Consider the following 18,768-nt stretch of genomic DNA (forward strand, 5'->3'; position numbering starts at 1 on the left):
CTAAGCACACCATATGCTGTGGCGTAAAGCACACATAAATAACAGGAAGCTGCTAGGGGATAGCTGATTCATCCAGTGCCTCAACAAGAGATTCGGCAAAGCGAAGGGCTGAGGGGAGAGCGCCAAATACCCAGAATGGAGGAACAGTTATTAAATTGTTTTCTCGAATGCTGGGCACATACTGCCATAGGCCACGGCCGGCAAGTTGATCGGCTATATTCCCGGAAAGTTGCGGGCCTTCCACGATGACTAGTCGCGCCTTAATGTCGACTAGCGCTTCTACACCGACAATCGAAAATCCTTTCTGACTTGTTGGTTCTTGCCAAGCGTTGGACAGACCCAAACGGTCAAGCACGGCTTGAACCAGGCTGTTTTCTCCATAAACTCTCACATGCTGGGCATCTAGAGCGCGAATAATCAGCAATGGTTCGTTCCATTCCCTGATTCTATTTTTTAGGTGTTCAATGTTATTTTCAACGTCGGCTATATAAACCTCACCAGAATCTGGCTGCATAATAGCGGTGGCTACTTGTCTTGTGAACTCTGTAAGTTCATTCCAACGGTCTACTTCTTCTTGATAAAGGGTGAAGCGATATGTGTTAAATCTATCTGATAATTTCTCATCGAATACTACGAAAACACTGTCTGACATTATGATGTCTGGATGCATTGATGTAATGAGTTCAAGGTTTGGTTGAAAAGAGACGCCAACCTCAACTATGTCTTCCGAAAGTGATCTTATACTCCCCCATTGTTGATAATTATCTATCATTGACATGCCTTCTGGCGGAGCACCAATAGCAACGAGTGTTTCGGCAGTAGTCCAACTTAGCGCTATTGTAGAAGGATGAGATGAAGCATGACTGATGACGGCAATAAAAAAAGAAAGGCACAAAGTAAAGGCGTGCAGAGCGCATTTTCTACTTATCTGTGATTGAGGGAGATTACTCATGCTGTTTCTCAATATACTGCTAGGCTTATAAGAAGTGATTTGTGCGTTATTTACTTGGCGGCAGTTTTCATCATTCTTCATTTCAACAACCTTTAAACTTCCGCCAAGTTAATAAGCTTTAGAATGGTAGGTATATCACCCAACCCATGAAATATTAGAAACTGTAATCCATGGTGAGCATGAAGCTTCGTGGCGCACCATAATAGTTATGCCTATTTCCTCCTCTAACTGTAGAGTAGTACTCTTTATCGGTTAGATTATTACCATTCAATGAGATGTCCAGATTGTCATTGACTTGATAGCCGAGTAGTGCTGAAACAGTGGTATAGCCGCCTTGTTCAGTTTGAACATCTCCACTTCCGGCATAAATGCCACTAACGACATTTACACCTGCACCAATGCGCCATCCCTGATTTGGGTTATCACTAAAGCGATAGCGTGACCATAGGTTGGCGTTATGTTCAGGCGTGTCCGGTGAGAGCGTTAGGCCTTCTGAGTTAGCGTCCCTCATGAACTCTGTTTGCGTATAAGCATAACCAGCGGTTAGGTCCCAACGAGGCAATAACTGGCCGCTAACTTCCAGCTCGAAACCCTCACTTCTTGCTTTACCGATAGGAATTGAGAAGCCAGGATTGACAGGATCGGCGTAGGCGCGGTTGGTATCTTCTATGCGAAAAACAGCGGCATGCCAGTTTAAATTCCCCTCAAGATTGGATCCTTTGACCCCCATCTCTATTTGGTTACCTTCACGTGGGTCGATAAAATTATCGTTGTGGTCTGTTGTCAGCTGCGGTTCAAAAAAGCCGGTGTAGCTGGCGTAGAGATTGATCTCGGGATTGAGCTGGTATATCAGGCCCGCATAAGGAATGAATTCGGTTCCACTACCGTCATTTTCGCTCACTGCTCCTCTTGCATTGACAGAAGTCTCAGCTTCCCACCAACTGATACGCCCTCCTAACGCAAGGGTAACAGGGTCGAATAGGTTGAAGTTAGCTTGGCTATAGATCGCATATTGCTCGCTAGCTTGATCAGAGCGGACTGGGTTTTGATCGAAAGCAGGAGGCTCTGACGTTCTATGGTCTGAAGAGAAAATGCTTGCTGGAACAGTGACCGGGTTACCAGATGCAAATTCACGCGTAACTTCCCTATTCAAATAGCTGGCACCGAGTACGGCTTCGTGAGCGTTACCCGCCAGTTCAAAGGGAGTACGTGCCTGCAATTCGAGATACTCATCCTGGCGTTCTTGATCCCAATGGATTCGGCGCATCAAGAATTCACCGGTATCGGGTGAAACAGGCGAATGGCTTTCACTCTTTTGAAGGTTAGAATCTCGATTCAGATGATTAGCTTTAAAAGTGATTTCAGCACCATTGTTCAACCGATGCTCCAGTTCCATGAAATACCGCTGAGCATCGCCAACTTGTTTTTCCCAGTCTGAACCTAGATAAGTAGAGCGACTTACATTAAGCAATGACCCGTCGCTGTAGGTCGGCAGTCCCGAATTAGGGCGGAACTCTTCGTCTTGTATGGTTGCTCCCAAGGACAATGTCGTATCCGGAGTTAGGTCGAATTCCAAGGTTCCATAACCGACTCTGTTCTCTGAATAAACATTGTCAATGAAGGAGCCTCGATCATCATAGACACCGACGAAACGGCCTCGGACACGCCCATCACTATCTAGCGCGCCCGTTACGTCGACTACCCCTCGATAAGCATCATCTGTACCGGCAGAAAGGGTAACCGAGGTTTGGTTTTCAGCTAAAGCACGTTTGCGCACCAGGTTGATGGTACCGCTGGGCTCACCAGCCCCATGGAGAATGCCCGCAGGTCCACGTAGTACCTCAATACGATCAAGTAGGGCTGTATCAAATAATCCGGCGCTTTCCCAGGCGCTTTCTGGACTCTGAGCAGGACTACCATCAATAAGGAAGGAGGTAATATTATAGCCGCGGGCCTTGAGTTCGTACTGATTTGGCCCGTACTCACGCACTGTCATACCTGTGACATTTCGCATCGCCTCAGCCAGTGAAGTAATATTTTGATCATCCAGCCGCTCCCGCGTTACGATACTAACGGACTGAGGCGTTTCCTGTACCGACTGTGAAACCAAGCCGATGCTAGCGCTTTCACTTGTGTAGGAATGACTGTTTTCAGTCATACCAAAGGGCAGACGCTCTCCCGTCACCTCAATCGTTGACAACGACATGTCATTTAGCAGCTCCTCCAGCCGGTAACTGCCATCTCCCTGCCTTACAGCCTTAAGTCTAGTTCCATTCAACAACTGCTCCAGCCCTTCCCCAACGCGGTACTGACCCACCAGGCCAAGGCTTTGGCGCCCTTCTCCTAGTTCGCCGGCGCCGCTGATAAAAACACCTGATTCAGCGGCAAAGCGATTAAGCACCGTGCTGACCGGGCCCGCGGGGATATCGTATTGGCGTGTTTGCTGCTGGGTGGTTTGCGCCATGGCGGGTAGCGCCAGCAGAGGTGTGGCTAGCAAACCGGCGGCGGAGAGATGAACCGCCAGCGCGAGGGCGCGGCGACGCCGTGGAAAGGGACGGATCGCGGTAGACGATGGATTTAACGCAGTGTGTTGTTGCGGCATATCGATTCCCTGTTGGTTATATTTTTGCTGCTTATATAGGGGAATCGAACCAGCAGTAAAAAGGGGAACTGAAAAGGCGTTTTTTATTTGTGGCTAGGGTCTGCCTCTATTGCATCTTCTGCCTCAATCTTGATCCACCAGGGCATTACCTGGCGCACCTTCACCGGTAGTGTGGTCTCAATCATATCTAGAGTGCGATTCAGGTCATTGAGTGGGAAAGCGCCTAGCAGTGTCAGATCAGCTACCGCGGGGTCAACATCAAGGCGGCCACGGTGGTGGCGATCAAGCTCTGCAGCGAACGTCTTAAGCGGCATACGCTCTGCCAACAGAATACCGTTGGCCCACGCTTCCCGGCGGCCTTCAGCTGGCGTGAGTTCACCGATTTGATCAACGGCGAAATGGATCTGTTTTCCGGCATGGATCACCTGGTGCCGACCAGCATGCTTAGCATTGCCAAGGGTATGGATAGCCACGGCACCGTCAAACACTGCCAGAAGTTCGCCTGATTCTTGTTCACTCACGCTAAAACGAGTGCCCAACGGCGTTAGACGGGCATGGCGAGTATCAAGATAAAACGGTCTTTCGGCGTCATCGCCAGTCGCAATCAGCACCTCGCCAGCGACAAGCGACAAGCGACGCTGGTGATGATCGTAATCGACATTGAGTGCCGAGGCGCTGCTCAGCCAGACCTGGGTACCATCCTCCAGCACGATGCGGGCAATTTCGCCGGTGCCGGTATGATAATCAGCCCCCCATGGCAGTACCAGCCTTGGCAGCGGCGTGTTCTGCCAGAGCGCGGTGGTTAGCACGGCGACTAATGCAAGGCTAGCCAAACCGCCCAGCAGATGGCGCCGCCCCCGCCGCCGATGTCGCGCCAAACTGATCACTCTATCAGCGGTTTGACGCTCATCTTCGCCCAAAGTGTCCGTGAAGCGGCGACTTACGCCTTCCACCTGCTGCCAAGCCCATCGATGGGTACCGTTGGTATCACGCCAAGTTTGCCAGCGCTGACGCTTCGCAGCCGACAAATCTCCCGCCTGCCACTCCGCAAACCACTCGGCGGCCTCCGCCAGCGCAAGGCGCTTAGCAGCTTTTTCCGAGCAGCCAGTTGGCTCCATTTAGAGGCTTACCTCAAAGCCTGACTCAATCAATGCGCACTGCAACATGGCCTGTGCCATATATTTTTTGACCATGCGTTCGGAAACTCCTATCTCCTCGGCAATCTGACGATAGGGCTTGCCCTGGAGTTGCGACCCCAGAAAGGCCGTGGCCACTTTTTCAGGCAGCCGCGCCAGCATACGGTCGATCTCACATAGCGTTTCAATGACAATCTGCTGGTGCTCGACGGAGGGCAAGTGCACCTCAGTGCGGGCGGCCAGCGCTTCTTGCCAAGCCCGTTCGATATCCTGGCGTCGCCAATAATCCACGCACAACCCCTTGGCCATGCGGCTCAGATAGGCCCTGGCACCATCGAAACTATCCAGATGGCGGGGTGTTTTCAGCAGACGTACAAAGGCGTCCTGGGCTAGGTCAGATGCGGACTCACCACAGCCCAATCGTCGTCTTAGCAACTGTTGTAACCAGGGTTGATGGTGATGATAGAGCTGGCCGAGTGAGTCTCGACAGCTCGTGTCGTAAACCATCGATTCGGATAAACGAGTGGCTGTCATAACCGCCTTAGCCCCCACATAAAGTATGCGCCGCCAATCAGGGAGGCAACCAAGCCCGCCGGTAGCTCATAGGGAAAAATTAGCTGACGACCCACCCAGTCGGCCAGCACCATCAACAGCATACCGATCAACGCAGCGCCCAACAGGTGCTGCCCTGCTCGTGAGAAGCCGACTAAACGCGCCATATGTGGCGCCAGCAGGCCAATAAACGAAAGCGGCCCCACTACCAGCGTGGCGCAGGCGGTGAGCAGTGCCACCAGTAGCAACAGCGCCAAGCGAGCACGATTAAGCGTTACTCCTAGCGCGCGCGCCGTTGATGCTCCCAAGGGCATGATATCCAACCAGCGAGTAAACGGCAGCGTGACCAGCGCCAATACGGCCGCAATGCCGCCCACCACAACAGCATTGGTGATATCTACGTAGTAGGTAGAGCCCGCCAGCCAGGCGATCACCTGCTGGCCACGCGGGTCACCGCCTGCCAGCATTACGCTACGCACCGCATCGAAAAGAGCACTGATCGCAACGCCCGTCAGCAGCAAACGTTCAGGCAGAAAGCCGCTCTTGCGATTGATGCCTACCAGTACCAGCAGCGTCGCAAAAGCACCCAGGGTGCCAACACCAATCAGCATCATATTGGTGGGTGCAGGCAGCAGGAAAATCCCCAGAATCAGCGCAATAGCACAGCCGCCACTGATACCCAAGACTTCAGGGCTGGCCATGGGATTGGCAGAAAGACGCTGGAGAATCGTCCCCGCAATCGCCAACATTAAGCCGCTAGCCGCTGCCGCCATGACTCGCGGCAGGCGCCACTGCATCACGTTCCAGTTGTCCGGCGCCAGCAAGTACCAGCCATCCACGCCCTGGCCAACGAGCAGCCCAAGCAGCGTTGCCCCCAATAGCGCTAACAGTAAGCCCGTTGCCAACCGTGAGGGAGCGGGATGACGATGGACAAACACACACGCGCTTTTCGGCGGCCGGTCGCCCTGAAGTTTTAAACGTGGAATTAGCCACATAAGCAGCGGTGCGCCTAAAGCACCGGTGATGGCGCCAGTAGGAATCAATGTCGCGGCCATGCCAGAGAACTGCTGAAGAACCAGATCCGTAGTGGCTAGAAGTACCGCCCCTAAAAGCGTCGACCAAAGCAAGCGTGAACCTAATTTGCGCGCCCCCGCCATGCGCACAATGTTAGGTGCGGCCAAACCGATAAAACCAATGATACCTACCACGCTCACAATGCTACCGGTGATAAAAACGGCCAACCCCATCGCCGCAAAGCGCAAATAGGCAAGCGACACACCCAGGCTTTTAGCGCTGGCATCATCTAACTCCAGCACCGCCAGTGGGCGCAGTAAAAACCACGCGACCACGCAGCTGATAGCCAGCCGAGGCCAGAGCATCGCGGCGCCGTCCCAACCGTTTTGCGCCAGTGAACCCGCACCCCAAATAAGCAGCCCGGAAAGCGCCTCGTGGTTAAACAACAGCAGTGCGGTCGCCAGGGCGCCGAGATACAGATTGACCACCAGCCCAGAAAGTACGACCACCATAGGCGCTAGTCCACGGCGCCAAGAAAGCAGAAATACCAGGCCAACCGCCAGCCCGCCGCCTAGCAAGGCGACCCATTCGCGCCCGATCACCAACAGCCCAGGTGCCAGCAATGTTGCCGTCATCAGCGCAAGGTTAGCGCCTGACGCCACCCCCAAGGTGGTCGGCGATGCCAGCGGATTGCGCAATACTTGCTGCATCAACACCCCAGCCAACCCCAAACCGCCACCGGCCAGAAGAGCGACCGAGAGACGCGGCCACCACGCATAGTAAAGCAGCAGCTCGTTAACCTGCTCAAAGGAAGGTGCTACCAGCGCACGTATCCCCACTATAAAACCGCCCTGATCTTGCAACGCCATATATAGCAGTACGACTAGTGGCAGGCTCAGTAACAGGCAGGTTTTGGCAGGCGATAAACCGCGCTTAATATAGGTACTGGATGTAACGCCTAACATAGTGGTTTATCTCGTGTAACAGCCAAACACATGGCAGTGAGCCGTGCGGAAAGCAGCGGGAATATCCGCACTACTAATGGAAAAAGTATTTTCTGAGCCCTAGCGTTCTCTAAACGCTAACATTTGAAATACAATACATAATTCTAAATGATAACGATTAGCGCTACAATTAATACCCTTTATCCCGTGAGTACACGTTATGGCCGCAAAACAAAGCTACCGCATTTTCGATATTACGCTCTTGCGCCGCACTCACGTCAGCGCATCGCTCGTCAGGTTCACGTTTAGCGGCCCAGACGTCAGCCAAATGACCACCTACGCACCGGATCAGCGTATCAAGCTGTTCTTTCCCGAAGGTGGTGCCACACTCGATCCGTTGTTTGAGATCGCCAAGCTCGCAGAGCATGACTGGTACAGCGCCTATCGCGCCCTGCCGGATGATCAGCGCCCTACTGCACGCACGTACACTATTCGCGCCCTTCGCCCTGAATGTGCCGAGGTGGATGTTGAGTTCGTACTTCACGGTGACACCGGCCCCGCATCGCGTTGGGCAACCCACGCACGTCCAGGCGACCGCCTCGCGATGACCGCCCCGGCTGCCGATGCGGAAGGCCCAAAACTAGGTTACGAATGGAAGCCGCCTCAGGGCGTGCGCCGCATTCTGATCATTGCTGACGAAACGGCCTTGCCAGCGGCGGCGGGTATCCTTGAAAGCCTTGACGACCTGCCGTTGAAACCCAGAGTCGAGGCGCTGTTTGAAGTACCTCGCAGTGACGATGTTCAGCCGCTGCCTCACGCCACCGAACTGCGCTGGCTAGCCCGCGATGCTGAACCTGGGTGCCAACACGGCGAACTGCTGATAGGAGCGCTGCACGATATCGATTTGCATCAAGAGATTGTTGCCCTGGGTGGAACACCCTGTACAGCGACAGCCACTGATAGCAGCGTAGATGAACGCAGCGAGGACGATGATGAACCGCTTTGGGAGCCCGCCGTCGTCGACAACAGCGCGCCTTTATACGTTTGGATTGCTGCCGAAACCAAGGTCGCTATGCGGCTGCGTCGTTACTTAATCAACGAGCGCGGCCTGCCCAAAAAATACGTTACCAGCATGGGCTATTGGCGCCTGGGCAAGGCCAACGGTTAAAGGATCGCAGAGAACCATGACGCTGAATATTGATTCCCTCAGCACCGTGAAGGGCAACGCCCCGCGCTGGCGAGATAGCACCGCAAGCTTTGGACACGTAAGCCGAACGCTTCATTGGGTCACCGCTGCGCTGGTGACGCTACAGTTTACTATTGTGCTTGCCTGGAAAGGGCTGGGCGAAAACGCCCTGACGCTGATGCTAGCGGGTATCGGGCCGCACGGGTCTTTAGGCATTTTAATACTTCTCGTGACCTTAGTGCGCATAGGCTGGGCATGGCATAACCGACAGCAGCGCCCGCCCCCGCTACCGGGAATAAGCGGCGTACTCTCCCGAAGTGTTCATTGCGCCTTCTACGCACTGCTGATTGTACTGCCTGCTATTGCCCTACTACGCCAGTATGGCCGTGGCGGCGTATTACAGTTCTACGGCATGCAGATACTGCCAGAAGCAGAGCGCGACATCGCCTGGATGATGGCCCCCGCGGGCTTGCTTCACAGTCCGCTATCATGGCTACTGTTGGCGCTAATCATGGGCCACGTAACGATGGCACTGACTCATCGTTTTTGGGTTAAGGACAAGGTAGTGGTGCGCATGATGGGTTAATCCACTCGAGTGCATAGAAATTTTTATTGTCGTCACAAGGTTAAAAATGAGAACCATTAGCACTAGAATGCAACCCTTTATATGCACCCCATCGTCAGGAGTCATTCATGTTCGAGGTTAAGGGCGCTACCTTTGAAATCAATGGCAAACCGTTGCTACAACCCATTAAGCATACGTTTGAGCAAGGTAAGGTTTACGGTCTGATTGGGCATAACGGTTCAGGAAAATCGACGCTGATCAAGCTAATGGCGCAGCAGCAGCCCACTAGTCAAGGTGACATCCATTTTGATCAACGTCCGTTAAGCGACTGGGGTAATCGCGAGTTTGCTCGCCAAGTGGCTTATTTACCCCAGCACTTGCCAAGTGCCGAAAACCTGACCGGGCGTGAGCTCATCGCCTTTGGCCGCTACCCATGGCATGGGCTACTGGGTCGCCATAGCCAGAAAGATGCTGACGCCGTGGAGCGCGCCATTGCGTTAACCCACACTGAAGATTTTGCCGACCGTTTGGTCGACACGCTCTCCGGCGGTGAACGCCAGCGCGTATGGCTGGCCATGCTACTCGCCCAGGGTAGCCGATTCCTGCTGCTGGATGAGCCGCTAGCGGCGCTGGATATCGCTCACCAAATCGAAGTGCTGGCGCTGATTCGTAAGCTGTGTGATGAACTAAATCTTGGCGTTATTATCGTGCTGCACGACATCAATATGGCGTCGCGCTACTGCGATGAGCTGATGGCCCTGCACAGTGGGCGCCTGCTCGCTCACGGCACGCCTAGCGAGATGATGTGCAGTAGTACATTAGAAGCTATTTATGGATTGCCCATGCAGGTCATGAAACATCCTAACGGAGAACACAACATCGCCGTTGCCCAATGACACGTCGCCTTCGCAACGGGCTATTCGCGTTGATCTGCCTGATCTCTCTCTTTAGTCAGGCCATCGCATCAACCGCTATTGTGACGCTGGACTGGACGATTGCCGAAACATTGATCGCCCTAGACAATCCGCCCGTAGGGTTAGCAGAGATTCCCCAGTATCAACGCTGGGCCGGCGCCGAGCAGCTACCGACAGGCGTTGTTGACGTTGGTCTTCGGGCACAGCCCAACCGCGAGTTAATGGCTCAACTAGCGCCAGATCATATTTTGCTTTCGCCACTGTATATGCGCTTAAGCGAACAGCTTAGTACCGTTGCCCCCGTGACCGCGCTAGACACCTACCAGCTCGGCGAGCCCTTGTGGCAACGCCTTGAGCGCACAACCCACACCTTGGCTGCGCTGAGCGGCAGCAAGGATGCAGCGGTCGCGATGATCAATGCCTTAGAAACGTATTTGGATCAGAAAAAAACGCAGTTAGAAGAGCAGCCATCGCTACTCGTTGTGCAGTTCATCGATGCGCGCCATCTACGCGTGTTTGGCGAGCACAGCCTTTTTCAGGCGGTACTTGAACGCTTGGGGCTGAGCAATGTTTGGCAGCATCCGACCAACCAGTGGGGATTTTCAACGGTGGCGCTAGAGGAATTACTGTCCTATCCCGATGCGGCCATTGTCGTCGTCGAGCCACTGCCCGCGGGGATGAGCGACCGTTTTTCGAACAATGCACTGTGGCAGCACCTGCCTGCCGTACAGGCAGGCCGCGTTATTCGCCTACCGGCGGTGTGGAGTTTTGGCGGATTTCCATCAGCAGCACGCTTCGCTGAGTTACTCAGCGAAGCGCTATTAGCTCGTTGATCAGAGCCCTTTGCAGGAAGATTAAAAGTCTAATGCAGCAGAGAGTTTAACCGTACGAGGCTCGCCTTGCGTCAAATAACCGCCGGTCGCAGAGGCCCAGTAGTTTTCATCGGTGAGGTTTTCGATATTGGCACGCAGGGTGAGCGTGTTTGTATTTAGCGGCATAGCGTAGCGAACGCCGAGATCCCAGCGGGTCCAGGCATCCACCTCAAGCTGGTTCGCGGGGTCTAGATACTGACTGCCGTTACGCACCGCGCGACCGCTCAATGTCCAGCCCGGCGCCTGAGGAATATCCCACTCGCTGCCAACCACTAAGCGGTAGTTGGGCACGCCCACCGCATCGTTACCTTGATTAGCGCCATCATCGGTGCGAACCAACTCAGGATCAATCCACATAGCGCTGCTTAGCAAACGCAGCCCCTCCATCGGCTCACCGTAAACGCTGAGCTCCACGCCACGATTACGCTGCTCGCCGTAATAGCCAAAAATACCGGTCTCAGCGTCAATAAAGGCATTGGGTTGCTCGATTTCAAACAGGCTCAAACTGCCGCCGATAGTCCCAAAGTCCAGCTTAGCACCCACCTCGTTTTGCTCGGCCTCGACCAAACCAATGCTCTGGCCCGCGTTTACCGCTCTTGTTGGCGCGGTGTCGCCCGGCTGGAGCGCTTCAATATGATTGGCGTAAAGCGATAAGCTATCCGTCGGTTTCACCACGATGCCATACACGGGCGAAAGGCGCGTATCGCTAAAGCGAGTATCAAAGTCGCCATCATAGTCATAGTTGGTGACCTCGACCTCTTGGTAGCGCGCCCCTAGCGTGAAAAGCAGGCGATCGTCCATAAAGCCCAACGTATCGGACAGCGATACGCCGTTGTTGCGGGTACGGCTACGTAAACTGGGGTCATTCATATCGCCACCTGCAAACGCAGGCTCGCGTACGGCAATGTCAGCCGGTCGGTAAATATTGGACGGCTGACCGGGTGAGGCTAGCTCATAGGCCGAGCGCGTCGTGCGATAGACGCTTGAATAGCCAAGATCCAGCTGGTGACTCACCGCGCCGGTGTCAAACGTTCCACGCAGCCCCGCTTGGCCACCGACACTTTCCGCACGGTAAGGCACGCGCATCTGACCAATGGTTGAATCACCTTGCGCATTGTTAACCGTTGACGATGCATAAAGCCCGCTTTCTCGCGTGTTATTGCCACCGAGCGCGGCATACGCGGTCCAGCTGCCGGTGATATCGTACTCTCCACGCAGCATCGCGAAATTGGTGCGCAAATCGGTATTCGCCCACTCTGGCGAATAGTTGGCATCCGCTGAGGGTGCATTGGGAACCGCCGTTAGCCCCGCGCCAGCATAGACGACCGAACGGCCACCGTTGACGTTATGCGTTTGATGGCCAATATCTAACGAAGCCCGACCACGGTCACCGCGATAATCGAGCCCAACCACGGCAGAGGTTGCCCGCCGCTCTTCATCGTTGATCGCGGTGTCGCCGCGACCGCGCACAACGTTAACGCGCACGCCAAATCGATTCTCATCACCAAAGCGTCGCCCAACGTCTATACCACTTTCCACATAGCCGCTGCCCGTCACCCCGGTGGTTAGTCGCGTCAACGGCGCATCCGCAGCGCGTTTTGGCTCAATGTTGATCGCCCCACCCACACCCGAGCCACTGGGCGAAACCCCGTTAGCGAAGGCATTCGCGCCTTTAAATAGCTCGACGCGCTCGGCGATATTGGTCGCGACTACCTGGCGAGGTAATACCCCATAAAGCCCACCGTAAGAGATATCTTCGCCATCCAGTTCAAAGCCACGAATCTGAAACTTCTCAGCATAGTTACCGTAGCCAAAACCACTTTGCACCGACGCATCGTTAATAAGCACATCGGCCAACGTGTCCGCCTGCTGATTATCAATAAGCTCAGCGGTAAACCCAATGACGTTGAACGGCACATCGGCAGCATTACGCTGCCCCCAGGCGCCAATGCGCGCTCCGGTAGCCACCTGCCCCCCGGCAAACGCGGGCGACGGTGTATCACCGTGCGCGGTCGCTTCACCGATCACCGTGACCGTATCAAGCGGGGCATTATTGCCGGAAGATGCTTGCGCCCAAACAATCGTAGGCATCGGCAGCGCTCCCAGTAACACAAAGGGGAGCGTGCGCCAGGAAGGGGAAGACAGCGACATGAAGCGGGTTCCTCAGTATCGATTAATAGCGAGCAGCGGGTGCTGAAAACATAGCGGGAATGCAAATGCTACAGCAAAGCAAAATTATTTTCATTTGATATTAAAACGCATTTAACAGGCGCGCCACTATTTAACTGAGATGCATTACCGTTTAAAGTGAATGCCTTATTATTCACCCAGCGCCCTGTGTTGGAGTTCGTTTATGTCCCTTGCCCTACGTCAACCGCAAACCTTCGAACCCTCTTTAGCTGCCTGCTACACAGGGCCGTTAGCCAACTTTACGCCGCCCCTTATTGGCAGCATGCCCCCGCTGGAAGCCTTGAACGCTGCCCGCTGGCTCGATGCCCATTGGCTGAAAGAAGATATCGCCCTCATGGCGGAGCAATACCCAGGTGGGGACCTGCGAGCCGTTGCCTCTATTTGGTCGAAGTGGCATTTCAGCGCGCTGGCACTGCCGACGCTTGTGGCCAACCTGCTGCTTAATCGCAAACTGCCGGTGGGATTGAATGATCTCCAGGTCGTCCTTAACGACAAGGGCTGTACCTCACGGCTGTGGCTGCCTCACGAAGGCACGCCATTAACTACCCACTCCCCATATGAACGCTTTGCGACGTTAATCGAGCAGCACTGGACACCGCTAATTGAACAACTAGCGGCTATTTCCGGCGCGGCAACGCGGGTATTTTGGAGTAATGCAGGGAGCTACATCGATCATTTCATCAATGTGTTGGCTGAGCATCCCCTCGTCAACGAGGGCGCCCTTGAAGCGGCCAAAGCACTGCTAGAAACACGTACCTTGGCGAACGGCAAACGCAATCCGCTCTTTCAACCGGTTCGTTACGTTCAGCCTAAAGGCAGCGAAGAGGTAAAGCGGGTGCGCAAGCTGTGCTGCCTGCGCTACCTACTGGATGAATTAGGCACCTGCGGCACCTGCCCACTTGAAGCCTGCAATATCGAGGCAAGCAAGCACGCCCGAACCAACCAAGCCGCTTGCTAATTGAGCGACTTGCTCAGAAAAACAGGCAGGCGATAGTTGATCTAGATATTAATTTGCGCCACCGCATCGGCGCTAGCCAGCGCCCGCTGCTCGCCCTTAAGCTCGCTTAACTGCCCTTTCGACATTTCCAACAGCCTGTCAGCATGTTCGAAATAGCTATCGTCATGGCTGATAGCAAACACCGTGATGCCCATATCGCGCAAATGTGGCAGCAGCTCACGATAGAATAAACGACGAAACTGCGGGTCCTGATCGGCGGCCCACTCATCCAACAATAAAATTTCCCGCTTTTCAGCAATCGCAAGCAGCAGCGCCAGACGCTTACGCTGTCCTTGTGAAAGCTGCGTATTAGTGACTCGATCCCCTTCCCACTGCAATTTATGCTGCATTTGCAGCCGTTCTAGCCACGTCGCCACCGTTTGTGGATCAGCCGGCAGCCCACCTGGGCCCATGGCTTGATCAAACTGGTGAAAATCGGTAAACACGCTCGCAAAACGCGCTCTAAAGGCATGCCATTGGGCCGACGTCAGCACCTGGCCATCCACCTTTATTTGGCCACTTTGGGGCCGATAGAGCCCCGTTAATAGGCGCGCCAACGTCGACTTACCACTACCGTTGCCCCCAATAAGAAACACCTGCTCTCCGCGCTCTAGCGTCAGGCTAACAGGGCCGACTTGAAACCCTTCACCCTGTGCACTGGCCGGGTAATGATAGCTGACGTCGACCAGCTCAAGCCGTTGCCAGTCGTGCAGCGAATCGTCGACGCTAAAGCCTGGTTGGTAGTCGGCAAGCTCCAGGCTTGCCAGCTTATCAAAGGCTACCTGCGCGCTAATCAAGGTAGGCCACGCGCCGATGGCCTGAATCAAGGGAGTGCGTAAAAACAGCAGCGCTAGCGCAAACGTAGCGGCGACGGCAGGCGTTGCCCAGCCCAGCCCGTTAGCCATAAAGAAAACCACGCCAATGGCTCCAAGCATCATAATATTGGACCAGTTGCCGGCGCTTAGGTGATAGGTATCGGCACGAATAATGTGATAGAGATAATCACGGGCATTAGCAGTATAAGTTTCGTCGAAAAAGCGCTGCGCACGATCGCGGTTGAGCGCAAGCTCTTTACGCCCTTCAATAGCCGATTGATAGTCTTTATATAAGCGGTCTTCACTTTCACGCACTAAGCGAAAATGGCGATAGACCCGCGACACCAACACCCAGCCCACCCCCATGGTGAATGCGATCCACAGCACGGTAATCACCACCATTTGCGGCGATAGCCAAGCCAGGTAAGCGATTGAAGCCAGCGTTAAGGCCACCCCTTGAATCAGCTCTGGCAGGCGCACAAAGCCAATGGTGATATTTCGCACATCGCTCGATAAACTGGCAAGCAACGTGGCATTGCCCAGTTGCTCCAGGCGCTCGATATCGCTATCCAGGATGCGCTTCACCAAGCGTGAGCGCAGGTCAAATACAAAGTGATGCCCAAGCACGGTCAGCGCCAGCTGTGTCGCCAGCGTGATGGCGAGTAGCAGGGCCAATAAGCCCAAAAATTGCGGTAACGCGGCCAAGCTGCCTACTTCAATCAGCCGCTGATTAATAAACGCAATAACGCCCACCCCTAAGCCAGCACTTAACAGGCTCAAACCTATCGCGCCCAAAAATGGCCAGCGATAGTGGTGAAGTACTAAGCGCACCAGCTCCATGGGAATTTTCACCTTGTAGATAAAAGAGCGCTGAAGTTTGACGTACTGCCCGGCGATGTCAATAAAGGCATCAAATCGCGCTTACCTGTAAACTAGGCGGATGGCATGATTCCCATTCATAACGGGCAATGCATAAAAGCGGTGTATAAAAGGCGCATAACCGCCGCGGCTACACCCTCAGCTAGTCGTTACAATAACCAAGGAGACCCCATGCACTCAGTGAGGGCCCCGTTTACCAAGCACCAGCGCTACATTAGGAATGTTTCATGACAGCCACTTACCGCGACGGGCCTATCATCACCTCGCTGCTGGATACCGACTGGTACAAGATCACCATGATGCAGGGGGTACACCACAAATACCCCAATGCCAGTGTTACCTGGGAATTCCGGTGCCGTAATTCGGAAGATTTGGCGCCGTACCTGAGCGAGATTCGCGATCAGATCGATCAGTTAGGCACTCTCAAGCTCAGCGTCAAGGAATCGGCTTATCTCAGCACGATTAACTACCTCACGCCGGACTTTATACGTTTCCTAGAACTGTTTCGCTTCCGTCCCGAGTACGTTGACGTGTTTATGGAAGACCAGGAGCTATGTATCGTCATCGACGGTCCCTGGTCGCACAGCATACTGTTCGAAATCGTGTTATTGGCGATCATTAGCGAAGTACGTAACCGCGTACTCTACCCTGATATTACTATTGAGCAGGCGGTGAATCAGCTGCGCTATAAGCTCGATACGCTGCGTGATAACTACACGTCCGAACAGCTGGCAGGTCTGAACCTTGCAGACTTTGGCACCCGCCGTCGGCTTTCTCAGCCGGTGCAGGAAGCCATCATTACGGTGTTGAATCAGGAGTTCCCAGGCAATTTCGTGGGTACCAGCAATGTCGATATCGCCAGGCGCCACGGGCTCGCTCCCATGGGTACGATGGCCCACGAATGGGTCATGGCACACCAGCAGCTAGGTAGTCGTCTAGTCGATAGCCAGCGCGCGGCGCTGGAAGCCTGGGTTCAGGAATACCGCGGACATCTTGGTATCGCACTCACCGACACCATCACGCTGGACGCCTTCCTGCGAGATTTCGATCTGTATTTTGCCAAGCTTTTCGATGGACTTCGCCACGATAGCGGCGACCCACTGCACTTCGCGGAAAAATGCATCCAGCACTATAAAACATTGGGCATCGACCCCCGCAGCAAGACGCTGATTTTTAGCGATTCGCTAACGTTCGATAAGGCAATGGCGCTTAAGACAACGCTTGAAGGCAGAATCAAAACAAGCTTTGGGATTGGCACTACGCTTACCTGCGACGTGCCCGGCCTAAAACCGATGAACATGGTGATTAAAATGGTGGCCTGCAACGGCCAGCCGGTGGCCAAGATCTCCGATGAACCCGGCAAAACTTCGTCACGAGACCAGGGCTTCGTCAAATACCTTAAGCGGGTATTTCAGGTAGAGCATTGAAACCGACGCAAAAGCAGGAGCAGGGCCAGAAACAGCCCCGACTCCCGCTTTTCCCGCCGTTACGGTGCCGCTCAGCGGGCGGCTATCGCAACGGCACGCTCGCCCGACTCAATCAAATAAGCTCATCCGCGTCATCACATTGTCGCGCTTGATTCGCCAATGGAACAGCGCCCCCGCGACGTGCAGAACCACCAGCCCTAAAATGATCCAGGCTAGCCATCCATGCCATATAAACAGCTGCTCGGATAGCTGCTCATTACGGCCGATTAACCCAGGAAGCTGCCACTTGAAAAACTCCACCGGAAACCCACCGCTTGCCGTCGCGGCCCAGCCCACTATTGGCATAATAATCAGCGCCAAATACAGCAAATGATGCACGCTAGTGCTGGCGATACGCTCAAAGGCGCTCAGCGGCGGTGAATGGTCCGGCACCACAAAGGCTAGGCGCGTAATGATACGTAGCGTCATCAGCAGTAAGATCAACACGCCGAGCGTTTTATGACTGGTATATAGTAAATTGGTAAGCGCACTCCCCACCAAGTCGAGAATACGGTCAAAACCTACCAATCCTAATGTTAAGCCACTGGCCAATGAGAGCAGTAGCGCCCCAGCGACTAGCCAGTGTAGTACCCGATGCGGGTAAATATAGTGATCCAGTTCGTGCATGCCATGCTCCTAACCGCCAATTTATTTGCTTATCATTCTAGTCAGTAACGCTCCCTCACGCTGATTAAAGCATTGCGCCACGTTCAACGCTAAACGTTACTTACCTTATAGCGCTTGTTCAGGTGCGGCTAGCTGCTCGCGAATCAACTCTCCTAAACGGCGCGCCGGCTCTGAGGGGCGATGCGGCGCACGGTGAAGTGCCAACTCAATCATTGGTAGCGCGGGCAGCCCGCTACTTTCATCTAAAGGCCGTAAGGAGGGTGTCAGCATACTGCGTGTGACCACCACCACCGCAAGCCCAGCCGTCACGATAGGCGCTAACCCCGCCATAGACTGGCTGGTATAGGCAACTCGCCAACTGCGCCCCGCCGCCTGCAGCGCCTGTTCAGCCACTTCACGAAACACATCAGCGCCGGGAGAATAGAGCGCCAGCGGCAGTGGGTCACTGAGCAACGGCTGCTGATTCACGCCCACCGCCCACACCAACGGCTCGCGACGGATGACATCGCCACCGGGTGAATTGCGCTGGCGCGTGACTAAGGCCAAATCTAACTCTTTGGCCTTAACTTGCTCAACAAGCAGTGCGCTGGTGCCACAAATAACCCGCAAGCCAACCGACGGATAAAGCTGATGAAAGTAAGCAAACACGGAGGGCAATAACGACGCGTAATCTTCAGGAATCCCCAGGGTAAGATCACCGGTGACTTGGCGCGCCTGCATGTCGCTCCACGCTTCGTCGTTAAGTGCTAACAGGCGGCGCGCGTGGCTAAGCAAACGCTCTCCTTCCGATGTAAAGCGTATTCGCCGCCCTTCTCGCTCATGCAGGGTAAGCGTTAACTGCGCCTCTAATCGCTGCAACTGCATGCTGACCGTCGACTGCGTGTAATCCAAGCGCTTAGCCGCCGCGGTCACGCTACCAGTATCAGAAATGGCCACTAGCGTACGCAATAAGGTGAGATCCAACGTCGGTGCACGCATATATCATAAGCCTTGATGAATACTATCAATAAAGATTGATATTGTGATGCATTGGCAATAAGTATGCTGCTCTGCACAA

At 54.3% G+C, this 18,768-nt stretch carries 15 protein-coding genes; 6 read left to right on the plus strand and 9 right to left on the minus strand.

The genetic code is table 11. From position 1 onward, the window contains the following. Positions 1-52: 52 nt before the first annotated feature. The 5 genes from CIK78_RS15655 to fhuB all read right to left on the minus strand — a co-directional run bounded on the left by CIK78_RS15655 (position 53) and on the right by fhuB (position 7,221). The gene (locus CIK78_RS15655) at positions 53-1,033 is read right to left on the minus strand and encodes an ABC transporter substrate-binding protein (protein ID WP_096281816.1); all 981 of its coding nucleotides are present in this window, start codon (positions 1,031-1,033) and stop codon (positions 53-55) included. Positions 1,034-1,106: 73 nt separating this feature from the next. Next, complete coding sequence (locus CIK78_RS15660) at positions 1,107-3,554, minus strand: TonB-dependent receptor (protein WP_096281818.1); 2,448 nt, start codon at positions 3,552-3,554, stop codon at positions 1,107-1,109. An 83-nt stretch (positions 3,555-3,637) separates the two neighbouring features. Then, positions 3,638-4,672, minus strand: a complete 1,035-nt coding sequence (locus CIK78_RS15665) for a FecR domain-containing protein (RefSeq protein ID WP_096281820.1) — start codon at positions 4,670-4,672, stop codon at positions 3,638-3,640. Next, positions 4,673-5,224: a sigma-70 family RNA polymerase sigma factor gene (locus tag CIK78_RS15670; RefSeq protein ID WP_225734319.1), complete on the minus strand. Its 552-nt coding sequence runs from the start codon at positions 5,222-5,224 to the stop codon at positions 4,673-4,675. Continuing rightward, complete coding sequence (gene fhuB, locus CIK78_RS15675; protein ID WP_096281822.1) at positions 5,221-7,221, minus strand: Fe(3+)-hydroxamate ABC transporter permease FhuB; 2,001 nt, start codon at positions 7,219-7,221, stop codon at positions 5,221-5,223. The genes CIK78_RS15670 and fhuB overlap by 4 nt, the downstream gene beginning before the upstream one ends. A 199-nt stretch (positions 7,222-7,420) precedes the next feature. Here fhuB and CIK78_RS15680 point away from each other — a divergent pair, with 199 nt between their 5' ends. The 4 genes from CIK78_RS15680 (at position 7,421) to CIK78_RS15695 (ending at position 10,698) form a co-directional block, all read left to right on the plus strand. Then, positions 7,421-8,368, plus strand: a complete 948-nt coding sequence (locus CIK78_RS15680) for a siderophore-interacting protein (protein ID WP_096281824.1) — start codon at positions 7,421-7,423, stop codon at positions 8,366-8,368. A gap of 16 nt (positions 8,369-8,384) precedes the next feature. Further along, complete coding sequence (locus CIK78_RS15685) at positions 8,385-8,972, plus strand: cytochrome b (protein WP_096281826.1); 588 nt, start codon at positions 8,385-8,387, stop codon at positions 8,970-8,972. 107 nt (positions 8,973-9,079) lie between these two features. After that, positions 9,080-9,847, plus strand: a complete 768-nt coding sequence (locus CIK78_RS15690; protein ID WP_096281828.1) for an ATP-binding cassette domain-containing protein — start codon at positions 9,080-9,082, stop codon at positions 9,845-9,847. Further along, a complete protein-coding gene (locus tag CIK78_RS15695; RefSeq protein WP_096281831.1) occupies positions 9,844-10,698 on the plus strand; it encodes an ABC transporter substrate-binding protein in 855 nt (284 codons plus the stop codon). The genes CIK78_RS15690 and CIK78_RS15695 overlap by 4 nt, the downstream gene beginning before the upstream one ends. A 21-nt stretch (positions 10,699-10,719) precedes the next feature. On the opposite strand, the gene CIK78_RS15700 is transcribed toward CIK78_RS15695, so the two are convergent. Next, positions 10,720-12,888: a TonB-dependent siderophore receptor gene (locus tag CIK78_RS15700; protein WP_096281833.1), complete on the minus strand. Its 2,169-nt coding sequence runs from the start codon at positions 12,886-12,888 to the stop codon at positions 10,720-10,722. Between the two features lie 202 nt (positions 12,889-13,090). Here CIK78_RS15700 and fhuF point away from each other — a divergent pair, with 202 nt between their 5' ends. Beyond that, positions 13,091-13,885, plus strand: coding sequence for a siderophore-iron reductase FhuF (fhuF, locus tag CIK78_RS15705; protein WP_096281835.1), 795 nt, complete (start codon positions 13,091-13,093; stop codon positions 13,883-13,885). Positions 13,886-13,926: 41 nt separating this feature from the next. Here the strand turns inward: fhuF and CIK78_RS15710 are convergent, their stop codons facing one another. Then, on the minus strand, positions 13,927-15,579 hold the full coding sequence (locus CIK78_RS15710) for a multidrug ABC transporter permease/ATP-binding protein (protein ID WP_096281837.1): 1,653 nt from the start codon (positions 15,577-15,579) through the stop codon (positions 13,927-13,929). A gap of 266 nt (positions 15,580-15,845) precedes the next feature. On the opposite strand from CIK78_RS15710, the gene pncB reads away from it, so the two are divergent. Continuing rightward, entirely contained in the window at positions 15,846-17,045 is a 1,200-nt protein-coding gene (gene pncB / locus CIK78_RS15715) for a nicotinate phosphoribosyltransferase (RefSeq protein WP_096281839.1), read from the plus strand. 108 nt (positions 17,046-17,153) lie between these two features. On the opposite strand, the gene CIK78_RS15720 is transcribed toward pncB, so the two are convergent. Together CIK78_RS15720 and CIK78_RS15725 are read right to left on the minus strand one after the other, a co-directional pair. Then, positions 17,154-17,711 carry a cytochrome b gene (locus tag CIK78_RS15720; RefSeq protein ID WP_096281841.1) on the minus strand — a complete coding sequence of 186 codons (558 nt, stop codon included), beginning with the start codon at positions 17,709-17,711 and terminating at the stop codon, positions 17,154-17,156. A 105-nt stretch (positions 17,712-17,816) separates the two neighbouring features. After that, positions 17,817-18,689, minus strand: coding sequence for a LysR substrate-binding domain-containing protein (locus CIK78_RS15725; RefSeq protein ID WP_096281843.1), 873 nt, complete (start codon positions 18,687-18,689; stop codon positions 17,817-17,819). Positions 18,690-18,768 lie beyond the last annotated feature (79 nt).

It is taken from the genome of Halomonas sp. JB37, assembly GCF_002332255.1.
In the GTDB taxonomy this organism is placed as follows: Bacteria; Pseudomonadota; Gammaproteobacteria; order Pseudomonadales; family Halomonadaceae; genus Vreelandella; species Vreelandella casei.